Raw genomic sequence first — 17962 nt, 5'->3', positions numbered from 1 at the left:
AAACGAGGTTATTAAAGATTAAACACGCAGAGTTTGGGGGATTTCTCTACGAGCGCTAAAAGAGGACTGATGGAGCAACATTCTTTAAAGAAAGGCGAACACAATAAACGCCTTTAACAGTCAAGGCGACTGAAGGACGGGACGCGCGAGGAGAGAAATCCCCCAAACTCGCGCCACGGCAAGCAAGAGCGGAGCGCTGTCCTCACGGCTAATCGCCGTTCGGCTGAGCTTGCACGGAAAGTCCACTGGACTTTCCGCCTGAGCAAGCTCACGCTCCGAATTGCTTTCGCGTGCTACGTTCTAAGCGCGAAAGCAGGTCGGAGCGCTACTTACGGAACGAAATCGACCCATCAACAGGATCCATCGCGTCAACAATCGCCAGCGAATCCAAGTCATATCCGGCTTCACGAAGCGCATCTCCGCCACCTTGGAAGCCCTTTTCGATAGCGATTCCAATGCCTGCAACGCTAGCTCCAGCATGATTGCAAATGTCGATTAATCCTTGTAGAGCTTTGCCGTTCGCCAAAAAATCATCCAAAATAAGCACGCGATCTTCCGCACTTAAATACTTACGTGACACAATCACCGGAAACTCGCGCTGCTTTGTAAAAGAAAATACCGTAGATACGTATTGGTCGCCATCGAGATTAATTGACTGAGCTTTCTTTGCAAAAACCACAGGAACTCCACCAAAATGGCGTGCTGCAACACATGCGATTCCAATACCAGAAGCCTCAATCGTAAGAATCTTAGTAATATTTGCGTCGCGGAAATGCTCAGCCCAAGCGGCTCCCATATGATCAAATAAATTCACATCGCACTGGTGGTTCAAAAAAGCGTCTACTTTTAATACATTGCCTGGTTTTACGATACCATCTTGGAGAATGCGTTCTTCCAATTCTTGCACGATGCGCCCCTTCTTACGAACAATTACTTGCAGTACGCTCAAGCATACCCACGTTCGTGACACAATACGAGTAAAAACGACTGCAGCATGTGGTAAACCTGATTAGATACGTGCGCAATTAAAACGTGGGGGCGTTTTATTGCTGAAGCTAAAACGTAGGTAATTGGCAGCATCAATGGAGTACAAGTATGAGCGTAAGTATGGGCGCAAGTATGAATGCAAATATGAGTGCAAAAGATAGCAATTATGGATATGTAAGTGATTTGTTGGGGAATCCAGTTGATTCGTTCGATTCTGACGATCATTTTTATGAGAATGTTGCGGATGCGAATGATTATGCCAACTACAGTTACGACGAGTATGCTGACGCTTACGCTAAAGAGCCTGATTTTACGCAGCAAGAATATGCGTCTGATCAAGAATCAGTGCCTCCTCAAGAATCTCAAGAATCTCAAGAATATTCCCAAAATTCTGCACATTCTAGAGTTGCAGTTGACGCGCAAAAACTACTCGACGGCTTAAATCCGCAACAATCTCAAGCAGTCCAATACGACGGACCGGCACTGCTTATTGGAGCAGGAGCTGGAAGCGGCAAAACGCGAGTTCTTACGCGAAGAATAGCTTGGATATTAAGCCAAAAAGGTGCCTGGCCAAGCCAAGTTCTTGCTATCACTTTTACAAACAAAGCAGCTGCCGAAATGCGTGAACGTTTAAGCAATCTTATTGGCAGCGAAGCAAATACTATGTGGGTTTCGACGTTCCATTCTGCATGTGTGAAAATACTTCGTAGATCAGGACAGTATATTGGCTTAAAATCAGGCTTTTCTATTTACGATACTTCCGATTGCGAGCGATTAGTAAAAATTATTGCAACAGAGCTTAACGTTGATATTAAGCGTTTTACGCCACGCAGCATTTTGGGCAAGATTTCAGATTGCAAAAATAGTTTAATCACTTGGCGTGAGCAACTAGACATGTATGCTAACGATTACAAGCCGGGTGTTGCAGGTCAACAAATTGCGCACGCTGGCAATTCTGAAGCTGTTTACGCAATTATTTATGCGGAATATCAGCATCGTTTATCTCAAGCAAATGCGGTTGATTTTGACGATTTAATTATGCGAACTGTGCAACTCATGCGCGAAGTACCAGAAGCTGCGCAATATTACCGCCATAAGTTCCGCTATATTCTCGTAGACGAGTACCAGGATACGAATCACGCTCAATACGAGCTTATTCGCGAGCTTGCAGGAGTGGATGTAAAGCAAAATAACGCAAATGCATCTCAGCAAAATAGCACTCCTGCATCAATCACAGTTGTAGGTGACTCCGACCAGTCGATTTACGCTTTTCGCGGAGCAGATATTCGCAATATTCAAGACTTTGAAAAAGATTTTCCAAACGCTACAACTATTATGCTTGAGCAAAATTATCGCTCTACGCAAACTATTTTGGATGCTGCAAACGCAGTTATTTCGCATAATCAAGGACGAAAGCCTAAAAAATTGTGGACGGCCTTAGGTAAGGGCGCTCCAATTACCGGTTATGCAGCAGACAGTGCTCAACAGGAAGCAGCTTGGGTTGCGCAAGAAATAGCGCGATTAGCAGGTGAGGATGGTGTTGCTTATTCGGATATGGCGATTATGTATCGCGCTAATGCACAGTCTCGTTCGCTGGAAGATGCGCTCGTTAAAGCAGGTCTTCCGTATCAACTTGTTGGCGGCACAAAGTTTTACGAGCGTCGCGAAGTAAAAGATGCGCTCGCATACTTGCAATCTATGGCAAACCCAGATGACGATGTGAATATGCGCCGAATTTTGAATGTGCCTAAGCGTGGGCTTGGAGCGCGTGCGGAGGCTTTGCTAACGCTTTACGCTCAAACACAAGGAGTTAGCTTCTGGCAAGCTTTGGAACATTTGGAGTCAATCGAAGGCATGCCAACTCGCACCGCAACCAAGCTTAAAGAGTTCCGCGAGCTTATGCACAATTTAATTACTTGTATGCAAAACGATGACTCGAAACCTTCTAAAGTTATTGACAGCATACTGAACGACAGTGGTTTGCTGGAGGATTTGCAACGTTCTGAAGATCCTCAAGATGCCGCTCGCGTGGATAATTTGTCGCAATTGCAGTCGGTTGCAGCTGAGTATGAGCAGAATACGCCGGATGCTAGTGTTGCTGGATTCCTTGAAACGACGGCGCTTGTGGCTGATTCGGATCAATTGCCGGATGAAAATGAGGACACTGGTAAAGTTACGTTGATGACGCTTCACACAGCTAAGGGCTTGGAGTATCCGGTTGTGTTCCTAACTGGCATGGAGCAGGGAACTTTTCCGCATTCTCGCGCTTTGGAAGACGATGGCGAGCTTTGCGAGGAGCGTCGTCTTGCTTATGTTGGTATTACTCGAGCTAAGCAGCGTTTGTATGTTACTCGTGCTGCTGTTCGTGCGCAATGGGGGCAGGCTCAAGATATGCTTCCAAGCCAGTTTTTGGATGAGATTCCAGATAATTTGATTGATTGGAAGCGCAGAGAGTCTGATGTTGAGCGTTGGGGCGCTTCGTCTAGACGCGGCGATGATTTCGATAGCGATTTTGATAGTGATTTCGGTGGCGATTTCGGTGGCTGGGATGACGATTATAGCGATGCGTTTAGTGAAAAAACAACTTATGGTGGAAGCAGTTACGGTTCTGAAAAGTCGCATGGCTCTAAGTCTTACGGAAGAAATAAATCGTATGGCTCTAAGTCTTACGGCTCTTCTTACGGAAAGTCTTATAGCAAGTCTTACGGATCTTCTTATGGCTCGTCTTATGGCTCGTCTTATTCTAAATCGAATTGGTCTAAGTCAAGTGCAGTAAAAACGCGCAAAGTTACTGCAAAAACTGCGACTTCAACAAGTGCAACAAAAGTTGGTTCAACTTCTGCAGTTATGAATAAAGACAATCATCTAAATATTCAAGACTTCCAAGTTGGCGACAAAATTACTCACGATACTTACGGCTTAGGAACCGTGTTAGCAACGCAAGATAAGGGCAGAAACTCAATTATTACAGTCGATTTCGGCTCCGATGGAGTAAAGCGACTAATGCTTAGAGTTGCACCAATCGAAAAATTGTAAAATCTTTTATTTATGCACTTTAATGTAAGATAAATTTTTAACAAGGACGTGGCGTTTGCTGGTGTGAGCGCTGAGAAGCGTGTTGCATTAACGAAAATGTGACACTAAAAAATAAAAACATACATTTCATGAGGTATAAATTATGAAAAACAAATTATTCGCATCAATTCCTGCAATTATTTTCGGCCTGCTTATTGCCGTTGCACCATTGACGTTTGCAAAGCCATGCTCAACCGGAGGCATGCACAAAATGCATATGATGATGCAACCTATGGCATGCTACTACACAGGTCGTGCAGCTATTGGAATTGGTTTAGTTATTGCAGTACTTGGAATTATTGCGCTATTTGTTAAAGAAAATGTTCGCATTGGTTTAAATATTGCTGTAGTTGTGAACGCTTTGCTTATGCTCGCTGTTACAACATTCCTTATTGGCGTGTGCAAGAGCCCAATGATGCACTGTGCATCGGTTATGCGTCCAACACTGATTGTTCTGTCTGTGCTCGCATTAGTGTTCGCAGCTGTTTCCGTGTATTTGGATAATAAAGAAAATTAATAGTTCAAATAGTTCGAAAAGCTTAACAAAGCAAAATTATGCGCACTATTACGCTAAAGCGATTGCCGCTGGAAAATCTTAAACGCAAGCCATTGCGCACGGCTGCACTTATTGTTGTATCTGCGTGCTTGTCTGCAATATTTTTCGGCGGCTCGCTGATTTCTATGAATCTTGAACGCGGCTTGAACAGTATGCGAGAACGCATGGGAGCCGATATTATGGTTATCCCTCAAGGTACGCATACTAAAGCAGAAGCGCTGCTTACAAACAGTGGTTCAAGCACTTTTTATTTCACTAACGATATTGAGAATTTAGTAAGACGCTCTCCGGGTGTGCAAAAGGCGAGTGCACAAACGTATATTTCTTCGCTTTCTGCAGGATGTTGCGCTGAAAAATTACAAATTATTGGTTTTGATCCCGATTCTGATTTTGTTATAGGTCCTTGGATTTATTCTCAACATAAGCAGAAGTTACAAAAAGGCGAGATGATTGCTGGCGCAAATGTAATCGTGTCTTACATGAATACTGTTCGTCTTTTTGGACACCAATGGCCTGTAGCTGCGCAGCTTGCAAAAACCGGCACAAGCATTGATAATTCAGTGTTTGTGCGACGCGAAAGTGTGCCGCAAGTAGTTGAGTATTCAACGAAAGTAGGGCATACCGCTATTCCAAAGGAATATGCTAAAAAAGCAGTTTCTGCAGTTCTCGTAAAAGTACAAAAAGGTTACAGCGCGCAAGAAGTTGCAAAAAATATCCGCAAAACAACTGGTCTTTCAAGCATTGGCATAGTTTTTCCGGGCGGAATTACAGCAACTACGCAAGCTAATCTTGGTGTTTTTACTCGCACGTTGACTTTTATAATTGCTGCGTGCTGGCTAGTTGGATTGCTAGTTTTAGTTGCAGTGTTTTCAACATCTGTAAACGAGCGTAAAAAAGAGTTTGCTTCTCTTCGCATACTTGGCACAACAAGAAATATGCTTTTAGGTGTTGTAGTTAGAGAATCTACGATACTTGGCTTAGTTGGCGGAGTATTGGGTGTTGCGTCTGCAAGTCTTATATTGTTCCCTTACAGTTCTCTTATTTCTGAACAATTGCAGCTTCCGTATTTGGAAGTGACTGCTCTACCAGTAGCAGTGCTTATGTTAGCGTCTGTGCTACTTGCGCTTGTTGCAGTTGTTGTAGCTTCAGCGCTTACTACATTGCGTATTGCTATGCGTGAAACGTATTTGACACTTAGGTCAGGTGAGTAAGTATGGAAGATAAGAGTCAAAAACTTCCAAGTAATGAGTTTGATATTTTACCTGTTGTTGAACTTACTCGTGTAACTCGCGAATTTATGCGCAGAAAGCACAAATTTTTTGCAGTAAATAACGTGAGCTTTGTGCTAAATAGCGGCGATTTTGTGGCAATCGTTGGAAAGTCAGGTAACGGAAAATCTACTTTACTAAATTTGATTGCTGGGTTATTGAAGCCAACGCATGGAAGTGTAAAAGTTTGCGGCGAAGAGATTTCTGAACGCACTTTTAGTGATGCCAAGATGTCTCGTTTGCGCGCATGTGATATAGGTTTTGTGACGCAATCGCAGACGCTTTTGCAAAATCTTACTGTGCATGACAACATACTTTTACCTGTGCAAATTGCAGCTAGTACTTGTGAAGTAAGTAAGTCTGAAGTAAGTAAGTCTGCTGAAAGTAAGTCTTCTGAAAGTAAGTCTTCTGAAAGTAAGTCTGAAGTAAGTAAGTCTGAAGTAAGCGAAGATTCAAACGAGACTCGCGCGTTAGAACTTTGCAAGCAATTGCATATTGAAGATTTACTGTGGTGCTACCCAAATGAGCTTTCGGGTGGTGAAATGCGTCGCGTAATGATTGTGCGCGCGCTAATAAACAATCCGAAGCTTCTTATTCTTGACGAGCCTACTGGTGATTTGGATTTAGAGCATACTCGCATAGTGGTGAAAATGTTGCGCGAGGCTGCAAAAAATGGTGTGGCAGTGCTTATGGTAACTCACGATGTTGAGGCTGCTCGCTGTGCGGATCGCACATACACAATGGATGCTGGCTCCCTTCGCTGAAATTAGGTCTCGCGTTTGGAGGGTTTGGTGTGGTGTATCGCTCCAAACGTGCGCAATTAAATCGCAAGCAAATTATTCTTACGGGTGTGTAGAATTAGAAACGATGCCTATTTTGTGTAAGCATCATCTGGAGCCTTAGCCCATCAGTGGGTCGGCGTGCGGTAGTTATGGCGTTATTTCAACGTTTTAATACTTGCGCGTTCGTGTGCTAGCACGAAGAAGCACTGGAGAGGCCGGCTCAGCGTGAATAATTTTTAGGCGATTTTGCAATCGACTAAAAACTTGGTTCACGTTCCGTTCAGATAACGACAGAATTAAAGGATTAGTTATGACTAATATTCAGCGTTCTCGCCGTCAGGTGCGTCTTTCTCGCGCCCTCGGCATCGCTTTGACCCCAAAGGCTCAGCGTATCTTCGAGAAGCGTCCATATGCTCCAGGTGAGCACGGTCGCACTCGTCGTCGCACCGAGTCCGATTACGCAGTACGTCTTCGCGAGAAGCAGCGTCTTCGCGCTCAGTACGGCATCTCCGAGAAGCAGCTTCGTGCTGCTTACGAGAAGGGTACGCACACTGCAGGCCAGACCGGTGACGCAATGCTCACCGATTTGGAAACTCGTCTTGATGCTTTGGTTTTGCGCGCAGGCTTTGCTCGCACCACCGCCCAGGCTCGTCAGTTTGTTGTACATCGTCATATTTTGGTTGATGGCAATCTTGTCGATCGCCCATCTTACCGTGTGAAGCCAGGCCAGACCATTCAGGTTCGTGCCAAGAGCCAGACCATGGTTCCATTCCAGATGGCTGCAGAAGGCGTTCATCGCGACGTTTTGCCAGCAGTTCCTGGTTACCTCGATGTGAATCTTGCCTCTTTGAAGGCTACTTTGACTCGTAAGCCGGAAGTCGATCAGATTCCAGTTGAAGTCAACATTCAGTACGTCGTCGAATACTACGCTCGTTAATTCGCCGATTTAATTCTTAAGGACATACCGCTTGACCCCTGCTATGCGATTGCGTGGCAGGGGTCAATGCGTTTTTGTCGATTTCATCGGTTGGTTTGGTGTTTTCGACAGTTTCGTTGCGAATTTTGTTTATTTCACCAAATGGTTTGGTGTTTTCGACAGTTATGTACCGCTTAGTGCAATAATGGAGTTATGTTGCTGCATCTTTATTTAGTGCGTCACGGACAGACGCTATTTAATCGCTATAATCGACTGCAAGGATGGTCAAATTCTCCGCTTACTGAAAAGGGTTTGAAAGATGCGGACACGGCTGCAAAAAAGCTAGAAAATATTGCTTTTGCTGCAGCTTACTGTTCGGATACTACTCGTGCGCAAATCACAGCACAACGTATTCTCGATGCAAATGAAGCTGCCGGTAACGTGCGTCCGACGCTTATAAGCGATATGCATTTTCGCGAGCAATGCTACGGCTATTTTGAAGGTCAAGATATGCAAATGGCTTGGTGGGCTGCAGGAGCGCCTCACGGAGCTCACACTTATAACGAAATCGTTGAAAAATTTGGGCTTGCGGCAACGCGAGACATGCTTAAAGAAGCGGATCCTTTTCACGATGCCGAATCAGATATCGAATATTGGACTCGCGTAGAAGAAGGTTTTGCGTTAATTGCTTCAAATTCTTCGCTTAACGATGGAGATAATGTTTTGCAAATTTCGCATGGCAACACTTTGCTAAGTCTTATGCACCGTTTTGCGCCTGCAGGTTACGATTTAAGCGAACGCCCTCAAAACGGAAGCGTAACCAGACTTGATTTTGACACTACCAAACCTATTGATAATGCCATTACTATTCGAGGCTATAACGAGTAGATTCTACTGTTTAACTTTGTTATATGCGTCTTTACCGTTCGTTAATCTTAAGTCATTGCGAAGGGTTTTAATACGTAGTTTGATTTGCTGTTGTATGGCTTTTGATACTGCGAAATCTTAGGCAAAATGGTATAGAAAGAGGTTACGATGAGCGTTGGAGACATAGCTGCTCTTATTGCTGCGATTGCGTTTGCCGTGCTTTCTGGCTTTTTGATTTATCCGTTAATCAGATTAGGCAGATTGTTTGATCAGATTGCGAAAACAATTAAAGAGTCGGGTGAGCATGCAATGCCGGCAATCGATGAGTCTGTTACAACTATTAAGCAAGTTAATAAGACTCTTGACGACGTAAACGCTGTTTCAGGAGCTACTCGCACAACCGTTACAAATATTAGTGCTCTAACAGATTTGTATGGTGCTTTCCTTGGAAAACCGCTCGTAAAAATTGCAGCTGCCGGTTACGCTCTAAAAGATACTGTTTCTTCTTTCTTTAATAAGCCGACTGTGCCAACAGACAAGAATAGTGCCAATCGTAACGCTTCAAAAGAATCCTCTGACAAGAATGCAACTAAGAACGCAAGCAGGGGGGAGTAATGTTCAAGCGTTTATTTTGGATGTTTGTTGGCATTGTAATTGGTGTTCTTACAGTTACGAAGGCTCGTGCATATGTTAAGGCAAAAATGCCGTCTTCTGCTAGTCGTTTTATATTTGATGAGGAACCGAAAAATATCACATTGCGCACAGTAATGGGATTGTTTAAAGATTTCAATACTAGCCGTAAAGAGCATGAAGCTGAGCTTAATTCTCGTTATGCTAATCGTAGAAATAGGGAATTTTAAATAAAAAACGAGTTTTTCATAATTTCGTTACTTTGCTAAGTTTAGTTAAGTTAAGTATTGAAGTACTATATTGAATGTTTGCATGATTGCGTCGTGCGTCATGCGGCACGATTTCGTGTGAGCGTTGCATGTGGCTTTTGTTTGTGACGGTTATTTGTGACGGTTTGCGTGGGTCTTGCTAAAAATTACACAAGGAGTTCGTACGTATGCGCACAGCAGAAATTGCAAAGCGTTATCTTGACTATTTTGCTAAGAATGGTCATATGGTTGTTCCTTCGGCTTCTCTTATTTCGCCGAACCCAACTACGTTATTTACTATCGCAGGCATGGTGCCGTTTATTCCTTACTTGCTCGGAGAGCAGACGCCTCCTTCGCGTCGTATGGCTTCGAATCAGAAGTGCGTTCGCACTCTAGATATTGACGAAGTTGGTAAGACTACTCGTCACGGCACTTTCTTCCAGATGGTTGGTAACTTCTCGTTTGGCGATTATTTTAAGGAAGAAGCTATTCACTACGCTTGGGAGCTTTTAACTAGTCCTCAAGATAAGGGCGGCTACGGTTTTGACCCTGAAAAGCTTTGGGTTACTACTTATACTGACGACGATGAAGCACGCGCAATTTGGAAGAACGAAGGCTTCGACCCAGAGCATATGCAAGTTTTCGGTATGGAAGATAACTTCTGGACTACCGGCGGTCCTGGTCCTGGCGGCCCATGCTCCGAAATCTACGTGGATCGCGGTCCTAAGTATGGTCGCGACGGAGGCCCAGCTGCTGACGAATCTCGCTTTATTGAGATTTGGGATTTGGTTTTCGAAAATTACCAGGTAGATAACGTCAAATCTAAGACTGATTTGCATATTGCTGGCGAACTCGATCAAAAGAATATTGATACTGGCGCTGGTTTGGAGCGTTTGGCTTACCTTATGCAAGGTAAGGAAAATATTTACGAAACTGACGAAGTTTACCCAGTTATTGAAGCTGCAGAAAAGCTTAGCGGCGTAAAGTACGGCGATAATAATGATGCTGACGTGCGTTTCCGCGTTGTAGCAGATCACGTGCGTTCCGCACTTATGATTATGAGCGATGGCGTGCGCCCAAGTAATGTTGGCCGTGGCTATGTGCTTCGTCGTCTTCTTCGCAGAACTGTTCGCGCAATGCGTATGCTCGGCGTTCAAGATCCAGTTTTGCCAACGCTGTTCCCAGTTTCTAAGTCTGCTATGGAACCAAGCTATCCAGAGCTTAACGATACTTTCCACGAGGTTAGCGAAGCTGCTTACGGTGAGGAAGACGCGTTCCGTCGCACTCTTGAAAAGGGCACAACTATTCTCGACTTGGCTGTTGAAAAAGCTAAGAAAGAGCACAAGGATGACCCTATGGTTGGCGGCTCCGACGCGTTTACTTTGCACGATACTTACGGCTTCCCAATTGAGCTTACTCTTGAGATGGCAGCCGAGCAGGGTGTTAAGGTCGACGAAGCTAAGTTCCGCGAGCTTATGAGCGAGCAGAAAGGTCGCGCTCGCGCTGACGCTTTGAAGAAGCGTCACAATGTGGACGTTAGCGTTTACGACGATATTAAGAAGTCGCTCGAAAAGCCAATCGACTTCCTCGGTTACACTGACTTCTCAAGTCGTTCAAACGTTTTGGCAATTGTTGAAGCAGGCAAGGGTTCTGTTAAAAGCGTCACAGCTCCTGCAAACGTTGAGATTATTCTCGATCGCACGCCATTCTATGCTGAGCGCGGCGGTCAGATTGCAGATCAAGGTGAGATTATTTCCGACGACGGCGCAATTTTGGAAGTCGACGATGTTCAGCGTCCAATCAAGGATTTGATTGTTCACAGCTGCCGACTTACTGAAGGTACTTTGAGCGTTGGTTCTCCTGTAAACACGAATATTGATCAGGTTCGCAGGGCTGCGTTGGCGCGTTCTCACACCGCTACTCACACTCTTCACAAGGCTTTGCGCGAAGAGCTTGGTCCACAGGCTACTCAGCGTGGTTCTGTAGTTGATCCAGATCGTTTGCGCTTCGACTTCCAGTGGCCAAAGGCTGTCGATAAAGATGCGCTTTCTCGCGTTGAAGCTCGCGTAAATGAGCGTATTCGTGACGATTTGCAGGTAGTTCCTAAGGAAATGCCAATCGACGACGCTTTTAAGCTTGGAGCAATGCACTTGTTCGGTGAAAAGTACGGCGATGTTGTGCGCGTTGTTGAAATCGGCGACGGTTGGAGCCGTGAGCTTTGTGGCGGTACTCACGCTAAGAGCACTGGAAAGATTGGTATGGTAACTATTCTTTCCGAGTCTTCTATTGGCTCTGGTGTGCGCAGAATCGACGCTCTTTGCGGTGAAGCTGCGTACGAGTATGGCGCTCGTGAACACACTTTGGTTGCGCAATTAGCAGACATGGTTAACGCTCGTCCAGACGAGTTAGCTGAACGTTTGGAATCTTTGCTTAACAAGATGAAGGATTCTGATCGTAAGCTTGCATCTGTTTACGAAGCTCAATTAAATGAAGCTGTACCAACATTAGTTGATGAAGCAAAGAATAGTAACGAAAAAGTTAAGTTGGCTCTTAAGAATGTTGGCAACTTTGGCTCATTCGATGCTTTGCGTAAGACAGTTCTAGATATTCGCGCTCGTTTAGGTGAAGATGCTCCAGTGGTTGTTGCACTTGCTGGTGTTAATGAGGACGATCGTCCAATGATCGCAGTCGCTACAAACGAAGCTGCTCGCGGTCTTGGTGCTAAGGCTGGCGACTTGGTGCGTACTGCTTCCAAGGTGCTTGGTGGCGGCGGTGGCGGCAAGCCAGACTTCGCTCAGGGCGGTGGTACAGACGCTTCTAAGATTGATGAAGCTCTCGAAGCTGCGAAATCAGAAGTAGCTAAGCTCGCCTAGTGCGTGTCTTACAGCTTAAAAATTTACGAATCATACCAAAAGCAACACGAAATATGGTGTGGTTAGGTATTGATTTAGGTGACGCAAGGGTCGGACTTGCACTTTCCGACCCTGGTCTCACCTTTGCACATCCTATTGGTAATGTGCAAGTGTTTGGAGATTCCTTCCGTGCTATAGATGAAGTGCTTGAAGTTATTGAAGATAACAATGTAGAAAAAGTTGTTATAGGCTTGCCTTTGCAACTCGATGGCACTGAAGGAAAATCTGCTAAAAAAGCTCTGCGCTGGGGGAAGAATCTAATAAAACGCATGCAAATATTGCATGATGAAAAAGATTGGGCATTGGATTATATGCCAGAAGTAGTTTGGAAAGATGAGCGTTTGACAACAGTAAGTGCTCATCGTCAGCTTTTGCAAGCAGATCTTTCTACTAAAAAGCATCGCCCAATGGTGGATCAGCAGTCGGCAGTGTTGATTTTGCAGTCTGCTCTCGATTCAAAATATGCGCAACAAAACTAGTAAAAGTAAATGAACAAAAGTTAGAAAGTAGAAGAGGAGTGTCAAATGTCTGATAGTTTTGATGAGTTCTTTGACAATCATGCACAATGGACTGAGCATGATGATTCTCCTTCATCGTCTACTTCTAACGGTTCAGATTCGTCAGGAAAATCTCGCAAACGAGCAAAAGCGCGTCTTGCTGCAAAGAAGCGTAAACGTCGAGCAAAAGCAGTTTTAGCTATATTGATTGTGTTCGTGCTATGTGTTGTTGGTTACGTTGGATACAGTGCTGTGCGTGCGTGGCGTTTGTCTCAGAACAGTGAAGCTGTTGCAGATTGGTCGGGTCCTGGTTATGGATCTGTTGAGTTTACAGTCGATACTGGCGAAGGCGCTATTACAGTTGCTGAAAAACTAGTGAAAGCGAATGTTGTTAAATCGCAAGCTGCATTCACTTCAGCTGTTTCTGCAAATAATAAAATTTTGTATCCTGGCGTTTACTCACTGAAAAAACATATGGCTGCTATTGATGTAGTTGATATTCTTTCAGATCAAACAAAAGCAGGCGGATTCCTTGATGTTCGTGCAGGGGATCACGCAGCAGACGTTTTGCAAAAAGCTTCAACATTATCTGGAATAAGTTTAGATAAATTCAAGGCTGCGTTAGCTGATGGCGCCGCAGGAATTCTGCCTGCTGAAGCAAACGGTAGCGTTGAAGGCTGGCTAGAGCCTGGAGTTTATAACGTAAAAGCTATGAAAAGTGCGGATGCTATTCTTTCCGCAATGATAAAAAAGCGTATTGAAAAACTTGATTCTCTTGGAATTCCTAAAGGTAAAGATAGAGAAAAAGCCTTAATTATGGCGTCTATTGCCGAAGCTGAAGTGAATAATCGCGAATATTATGGCAAAGTTATTCGCGTAATACTGAACCGTTTGGCAAAAGATATGCCGTTAGGAATGGATTCTACTGTTGGTTACGGCGCAGGAGTAAAACCTATTAAACTCACGCAAGCAATGCTTGACGATGCAAATAATCCGTATAATACACGTATTCATAAGGGTTTGACCCCTACGCCTATTGGCATTGCTGGCGACAGCGCGTTGCTTGCAACCATTAAGCCTCAAGATGGTCCATGGCTTTACTTCGTCACCACGAATTTGAAGACTGGTGAAACGAAGTTTGCGGATAACAAAGACGACTTCTTGAAATTCCGCGACGAGTACAAGCGCAACAATCCCGAAGGCAACTAAACTGTTAAATAAAAATATAGCTTTTAACCACATAGATGTGTTGAGGTTGTAACAGTTTCGCAAGTTTTCGTAATCTGCTTTAATGAAGCAATTAATTATTACGATACTATCGGTGCTACCAACGCTCACATGTTTAATTTCAGTTTGCGCAACAGACATAAAAAGTCGCGTAGTGCCAAGACTTTGGGTTGTTATTGCAGGAATTTTTCAATCTTTTGCGAATCTCATATATTCGATTATTTTATTTAGAAATATTAGCGTGCTTATTTTCGGCTGGATTTCTTGCGTAATTATTTTTGTAATTTACTGGAGTATGCGAAAAATTTCCGCAAAAAATGCTATTGGCTTCGGAGATGTTACGAGCGCGTCAATGATTGCGCAAGCCTTGGTATTATTCGGCTTTGACTGCTTAATTTACTGGTTCGCTTTAGTTGGAGCAGTTGGCTTACTTTGGCTTTTGCTATGGAAAATTTACTGCAAAATCTGCTCTCCAACCAACGCATCAATACCATTCGTACCAGTAGAAGCAATATCTGCAATACTCGCAGCATTGCTGTCAATAACAACCAGCTCAATACTTGGTAGTTAGTAGAGTAGAGTATTTAGACGCGTAAATTACTTGAGAATGGAGAAATGGCATGCTTAGATGGCAAACGGCAGGGGAGTCGCACGGTGAAGCGTTAGTAGCCATGATTGAAGGTTTGCCGGCTGGCGTGCACATTACTAGCAACGATGTAGTTTCGGCACTTGCTCGCCGTCGCCTTGGTTATGGTCGTGGAGCGCGTATGAAGTTTGAGCAGGACAAAGTGCGTCTTTTAACTGGAGTTCGCCACGGAGTAACACTTGGTTCTCCGATTGCTGTAGAAATCGCGAATACAGAGTGGCCAAAGTGGACCGAAGTAATGAGTGCAGATCCTTTGGATCACGAGGTTGAGCAAGTTGGCAGAAATGCTCCTTTGAGCCGTCCTCGCCCAGGTCATGCGGATTTAACTGGCATGCGCAAGTACGGTTTTAATGATGCTCGCGAAGTTTTGGAGCGTTCGAGTGCTAGGGAAACAGCTTCGCGCGTTGCTTTGGGTGCTATTGCTGATGCGTTTTTACAGCAGGCTTTGGGTGTGCGCACTGTTGCGCATGTTATCGGCATCGGCGGCGAATACACTAACAAAAGTTTAGCTTTACCAACACCAGACGATGTTGCCGCTCTAGATGCTTCTCCAGTTCGCACTCTCGACAAAGATGCTGAAGCTAAAATGATGGCTCGCATCGACGAAGCAAAAGCAAATGCAGATACGCTCGGTGGAGTAGTGGAAGTGCTTGCTTACGGTATGCCTGCAGGAGTTGGCACATACGTTGAGTCGGATCGTCGCTTGGATGCAGCTCTCGCGAGCGCGATTATGGGAATTCAGGCTATTAAAGGCGTGGAAATTGGCGACGGTTTTGCAGAGGCAGATCGCCCTGGATCGGCCGCGCACGACGAAATGGTAACAGGCGAAAACGGGAAAATTAAGCGTCTTACTAATCGAGCTGGAGGAATTGAAGGCGGAATGTCGAACGGCGAAATTATTCGCGTGCGCGCTGCAATGAAACCAATTCCGTCTATTCCACGCGCTTTGTGCACAGTGGATGTGCTTACTGGCGAAGCTGCTCAAGCTATTAATCAGCGCTCAGATTTCACTGCTGTGCCAGCTGCTTCTGTAGTTGCAGAAGCGATGGTAAGGCTTACTTTAGCTAAGTATGCTTTGGAAAAATTCGGCGGAGATTCTTTGCAAGAAACGCGCCGAAATGTGGAGTCTTACGTAGCTTCCTGGCCGGAGAATATGAAATGAGCAACACTAAACTTCCGCTAGCTGTTATTATTGGCATGCCTGCTGCTGGAAAAACGCGTGTTGGCCGTGAAGTTGCGCATCTTATGAATCTGCCTTTTTATGATACAGATGACATGATCGAGTGCGATATTGATATGTCAATACCGCAATATTTCGAGGAATATGGCCAGGATGCTTTTCGTGAAATAGAAGCTCGCATAGTGCGAGAGGCAATTTTAGGAGATACATCTGCAGAAGATTCTACAAAGGGAATAGTTTCGCTTGGTGGCGGTGCGCCTATGCGTGAAGAAACTCAAAAAGTTTTGCGTGAGTATATGCGTAGTGGTGGTCGCGTTGTGTATTTGCAAGCAAATGCTAAAGAGGCTATTGAGCGCGCAAGCTGGAATAATAATCGTCCTATGTTTTCTGGAGAAGATGCGCAAAAGCGTTGGATGGAATTATTTGAGCAGAGAGATCCTGTTTTTAAGGCGGTGTCGAATATCCACATGCAAACAAAAGGTTCGACTCCGTATATGGCTGCAGAAAAATTAAGGAATATGATTATGCAACGTATTGTGCACGTAACAGGTGAGGGAATTGAACCATACGATGTGCGAATTGGTGACGGTGCAATGCAACTTCTGCCGCAAATGCTTGGAACTGAGCCGGTTAAAGTGGCGTTAGTTCACACGCAACCTGTTCAGCGTCATAGCGACAAAGCTCGAACTATTTTGCGCCAATCTGGTTACGAAGTTTTCGACATGCTAATTCCGGATGCAGAAGCTGGAAAAACTATTAAAGTTGCAAGCGGATTGTGGGCTAACTTGGCAGAAGCTGGTTTTACTCGTTCGGATGCAATTGTTGGTTTAGGCGGGGGAGCAGCAACGGATGTCGCTGGCTTTGTTGCTGCAACTTGGATGCGTGGAATTCGCTATGTAAACTGTCCTACTTCGCTTCTTGCGATGGTTGACGCGTCTACGGGCGGTAAAACTGGTATTAATACGGATGCTGGAAAGAATCTAGTCGGCAGCTTTTACACTCCAGCTGGCGTTTTAGCAGATACTTCTACGCTTGCAACTCTTCCAAACGATATTCTTATTGAAGGCTTGGGTGAGGTTGCAAAATCTGGTTTTATTCGCGACGGTGAAATTTTGAAGATTCTTAGCGATGCCAATAATGCGAAGCTTTTGCGTGAATTTAATGGGGATGATTTAGAAAATAATAACGAACTTCACGAACTGCTCGTGGAGCTTATTGAACGCACAGTTAAAGTAAAGGTGTATCACGTATCGAGCGATTTAAAAGAGCAGGGTTTGCGCGAGTTTTTGAACTACGGGCATACGCTTGGCCACGCGATTGAGCAGATTGAGCATTTCCGCTGGCGTCATGGAAACGCTGTAGCTGTTGGCATGGTTTTTGCGGCGGAGCTTGCGCAAATTTTAGGATATTTGGATGCGGGAGACGTTGCGTATCATCGTTCGCTTTTGGATTCGCTTGGATTGCCAACTTCGTGGCAGTGTGCAAAAGATGCGGATGCTGCTTTTGAGTGCGTGCTTAACCTTATGCATCGCGACAAAAAAGCGCGCGGCAACATGCTACGTTTCGTAATTTTGGATGGTATTTCGAATCCTATTCATCTTGACAACCCGCCTATTGAAGCAGTTAAAGAAGCTTTTGAGCGCGTTTATAAGCAAAATTAATTAATCTTGCGAGGTAAAAATGGAAAATCAGCATACAAAAAAAGTGCTTGTTGTAAACGGACCGAATTTAGGTCGTTTAGGCGTTCGCCAGCCGGACGTGTACGGTAGCGAGAACTTTGAAACTTTGCGCGAGAAATGCGAAAAGTGGGGTGCGGAACTTGGGTTTGAAGTAGAAGTGCGTCAAAGTGACGACGAAGCTCAAATGGTTCACTGGATGCACGAAGCTGCCGATACTCATACGCCCGTTGTTATGAATCCTGCCGCTTTTACGCACTACAGTTACGCGCTCGCGGACGCGGCTCACATGGTTTTGGATACTGGAGTTCCACTAATGGAAGTGCATATTTCTAATCCTGCTGCGCGCGATGCTTTTCGTAAAATTAGCGTAATTAGTCCTGTTGCAACCGGCACTATTACAGGCATGGGATTGTACGGCTATAAGCTCGCTTTGGAAGCCGTTGCGTATCTTGTTTGATTTTGTTCGATTTTTTGCGAATCAACACCCAGCGT

The 17962-nt window shown here is 44.8% G+C and carries 16 protein-coding genes; 15 read left to right on the top strand and 1 reads right to left on the bottom strand.

Going from position 1 to position 17962, the window contains the following annotated elements; genetic code table 11:
- Window positions 1-325: 325 nt before the first annotated feature.
- Entirely contained in the window at window positions 326-907 is a 582-nt protein-coding gene (locus tag HXT26_RS04630; protein ID WP_004110321.1) for a xanthine phosphoribosyltransferase, read from the bottom strand.
- A 188-nt stretch (window positions 908-1095) separates the two neighbouring features.
- Here HXT26_RS04630 and HXT26_RS04625 point away from each other — a divergent pair, with 188 nt between their 5' ends.
- The 15 genes from HXT26_RS04625 to aroQ all read left to right on the top strand — a co-directional run bounded on the left by HXT26_RS04625 (window position 1096) and on the right by aroQ (window position 17927).
- Window positions 1096-4023, top strand: a complete 2928-nt coding sequence (locus HXT26_RS04625) for an ATP-dependent helicase (RefSeq protein ID WP_422111953.1) — start codon at window positions 1096-1098, stop codon at window positions 4021-4023.
- A 142-nt stretch (window positions 4024-4165) separates the two neighbouring features.
- Entirely contained in the window at window positions 4166-4579 is a 414-nt protein-coding gene (locus HXT26_RS04620; protein ID WP_101885908.1) for a DUF4418 family protein, read from the top strand.
- A gap of 38 nt (window positions 4580-4617) precedes the next feature.
- Window positions 4618-5829: an FtsX-like permease family protein gene (locus HXT26_RS04615; RefSeq protein WP_101885909.1), complete on the top strand. Its 1212-nt coding sequence runs from the start codon at window positions 4618-4620 to the stop codon at window positions 5827-5829.
- A gap of 2 nt (window positions 5830-5831) precedes the next feature.
- Complete coding sequence (locus HXT26_RS04610; protein WP_422111952.1) at window positions 5832-6650, top strand: ABC transporter ATP-binding protein; 819 nt, start codon at window positions 5832-5834, stop codon at window positions 6648-6650.
- Between the two features lie 328 nt (window positions 6651-6978).
- Window positions 6979-7605 carry a 30S ribosomal protein S4 gene (gene rpsD / locus HXT26_RS04605; RefSeq protein ID WP_004105277.1) on the top strand — a complete coding sequence of 209 codons (627 nt, stop codon included), beginning with the start codon at window positions 6979-6981 and terminating at the stop codon, window positions 7603-7605.
- Window positions 7606-7797: 192 nt separating this feature from the next.
- Window positions 7798-8472, top strand: a complete 675-nt coding sequence (locus HXT26_RS04600; RefSeq protein ID WP_119526963.1) for a histidine phosphatase family protein — start codon at window positions 7798-7800, stop codon at window positions 8470-8472.
- A 147-nt stretch (window positions 8473-8619) separates the two neighbouring features.
- Entirely contained in the window at window positions 8620-9066 is a 447-nt protein-coding gene (locus tag HXT26_RS04595; RefSeq protein ID WP_415689211.1) for a DUF948 domain-containing protein, read from the top strand.
- Window positions 9066-9311, top strand: coding sequence for a hypothetical protein (locus HXT26_RS04590; RefSeq protein WP_004105270.1), 246 nt, complete (start codon window positions 9066-9068; stop codon window positions 9309-9311). The genes HXT26_RS04595 and HXT26_RS04590 overlap by 1 nt, the downstream gene beginning before the upstream one ends.
- 206 nt (window positions 9312-9517) lie before the next feature.
- Window positions 9518-12202: an alanine--tRNA ligase gene (gene alaS / locus HXT26_RS04585; protein ID WP_004119277.1), complete on the top strand. Its 2685-nt coding sequence runs from the start codon at window positions 9518-9520 to the stop codon at window positions 12200-12202.
- Window positions 12203-12255: 53 nt separating this feature from the next.
- Entirely contained in the window at window positions 12256-12720 is a 465-nt protein-coding gene (ruvX, locus tag HXT26_RS04580; protein ID WP_004119274.1) for a Holliday junction resolvase RuvX, read from the top strand.
- A 45-nt stretch (window positions 12721-12765) separates the two neighbouring features.
- Window positions 12766-13947: an endolytic transglycosylase MltG gene (mltG, locus tag HXT26_RS04575; RefSeq protein ID WP_064340386.1), complete on the top strand. Its 1182-nt coding sequence runs from the start codon at window positions 12766-12768 to the stop codon at window positions 13945-13947.
- Window positions 13948-14119: 172 nt separating this feature from the next.
- Window positions 14120-14536 (top strand): hypothetical protein, encoded by a 417-nt coding sequence (locus tag HXT26_RS04570; protein WP_004105258.1) that lies wholly within the window; start codon window positions 14120-14122, stop codon window positions 14534-14536.
- A gap of 49 nt (window positions 14537-14585) precedes the next feature.
- Window positions 14586-15773, top strand: coding sequence for a chorismate synthase (aroC, locus tag HXT26_RS04565; RefSeq protein WP_112928516.1), 1188 nt, complete (start codon window positions 14586-14588; stop codon window positions 15771-15773).
- Window positions 15770-17452, top strand: a complete 1683-nt coding sequence (locus HXT26_RS04560) for a bifunctional shikimate kinase/3-dehydroquinate synthase (RefSeq protein ID WP_004119266.1) — start codon at window positions 15770-15772, stop codon at window positions 17450-17452. The genes aroC and HXT26_RS04560 overlap by 4 nt, the downstream gene beginning before the upstream one ends.
- Window positions 17453-17471: 19 nt before the next feature.
- The gene (aroQ, locus tag HXT26_RS04555) at window positions 17472-17927 is read left to right on the top strand and encodes a type II 3-dehydroquinate dehydratase (protein ID WP_004105240.1); all 456 of its coding nucleotides are present in this window, start codon (window positions 17472-17474) and stop codon (window positions 17925-17927) included.
- Window positions 17928-17962 lie beyond the last annotated feature (35 nt).

It is taken from the genome of Gardnerella sp. DNF00497B, from assembly GCF_049262725.1.
Classification (GTDB): Bacteria; Actinomycetota; Actinomycetes; order Actinomycetales; family Bifidobacteriaceae; genus Bifidobacterium; species Bifidobacterium leopoldii.
This window is presented reverse-complemented; position numbering and strand designations above follow the sequence as displayed.

What these genes read in the sequence shown, in the direction of transcription:
- HXT26_RS04625 (WP_422111953.1), top strand. Translation starts at nt 1,096, where the DNA reads ATGAGCGTAAGTATGGGCGCAAGTATGAATGCAAATATGAGTGCAAAA.
- HXT26_RS04620 (WP_101885908.1), top strand. Translation starts at nt 4,166, where the DNA reads ATGAAAAACAAATTATTCGCATCAATTCCTGCAATTATTTTCGGCCTG.
- HXT26_RS04615 (WP_101885909.1), top strand. Translation starts at nt 4,618, where the DNA reads ATGCGCACTATTACGCTAAAGCGATTGCCGCTGGAAAATCTTAAACGC.
- HXT26_RS04610 (WP_422111952.1), top strand. Translation starts at nt 5,832, where the DNA reads ATGGAAGATAAGAGTCAAAAACTTCCAAGTAATGAGTTTGATATTTTA.
- rpsD (WP_004105277.1), top strand. Translation starts at nt 6,979, where the DNA reads ATGACTAATATTCAGCGTTCTCGCCGTCAGGTGCGTCTTTCTCGCGCC.
- HXT26_RS04600 (WP_119526963.1), top strand. Translation starts at nt 7,798, where the DNA reads ATGTTGCTGCATCTTTATTTAGTGCGTCACGGACAGACGCTATTTAAT.
- HXT26_RS04595 (WP_415689211.1), top strand. Translation starts at nt 8,620, where the DNA reads ATGAGCGTTGGAGACATAGCTGCTCTTATTGCTGCGATTGCGTTTGCC.
- HXT26_RS04590 (WP_004105270.1), top strand. Translation starts at nt 9,066, where the DNA reads ATGTTCAAGCGTTTATTTTGGATGTTTGTTGGCATTGTAATTGGTGTT.
- alaS (WP_004119277.1), top strand. Translation starts at nt 9,518, where the DNA reads ATGCGCACAGCAGAAATTGCAAAGCGTTATCTTGACTATTTTGCTAAG.
- ruvX (WP_004119274.1), top strand. Translation starts at nt 12,256, where the DNA reads ATGGTGTGGTTAGGTATTGATTTAGGTGACGCAAGGGTCGGACTTGCA.
- mltG (WP_064340386.1), top strand. Translation starts at nt 12,766, where the DNA reads ATGTCTGATAGTTTTGATGAGTTCTTTGACAATCATGCACAATGGACT.
- aroC (WP_112928516.1), top strand. Translation starts at nt 14,586, where the DNA reads ATGCTTAGATGGCAAACGGCAGGGGAGTCGCACGGTGAAGCGTTAGTA.
- HXT26_RS04560 (WP_004119266.1), top strand. Translation starts at nt 15,770, where the DNA reads ATGAGCAACACTAAACTTCCGCTAGCTGTTATTATTGGCATGCCTGCT.
- aroQ (WP_004105240.1), top strand. Translation starts at nt 17,472, where the DNA reads ATGGAAAATCAGCATACAAAAAAAGTGCTTGTTGTAAACGGACCGAAT.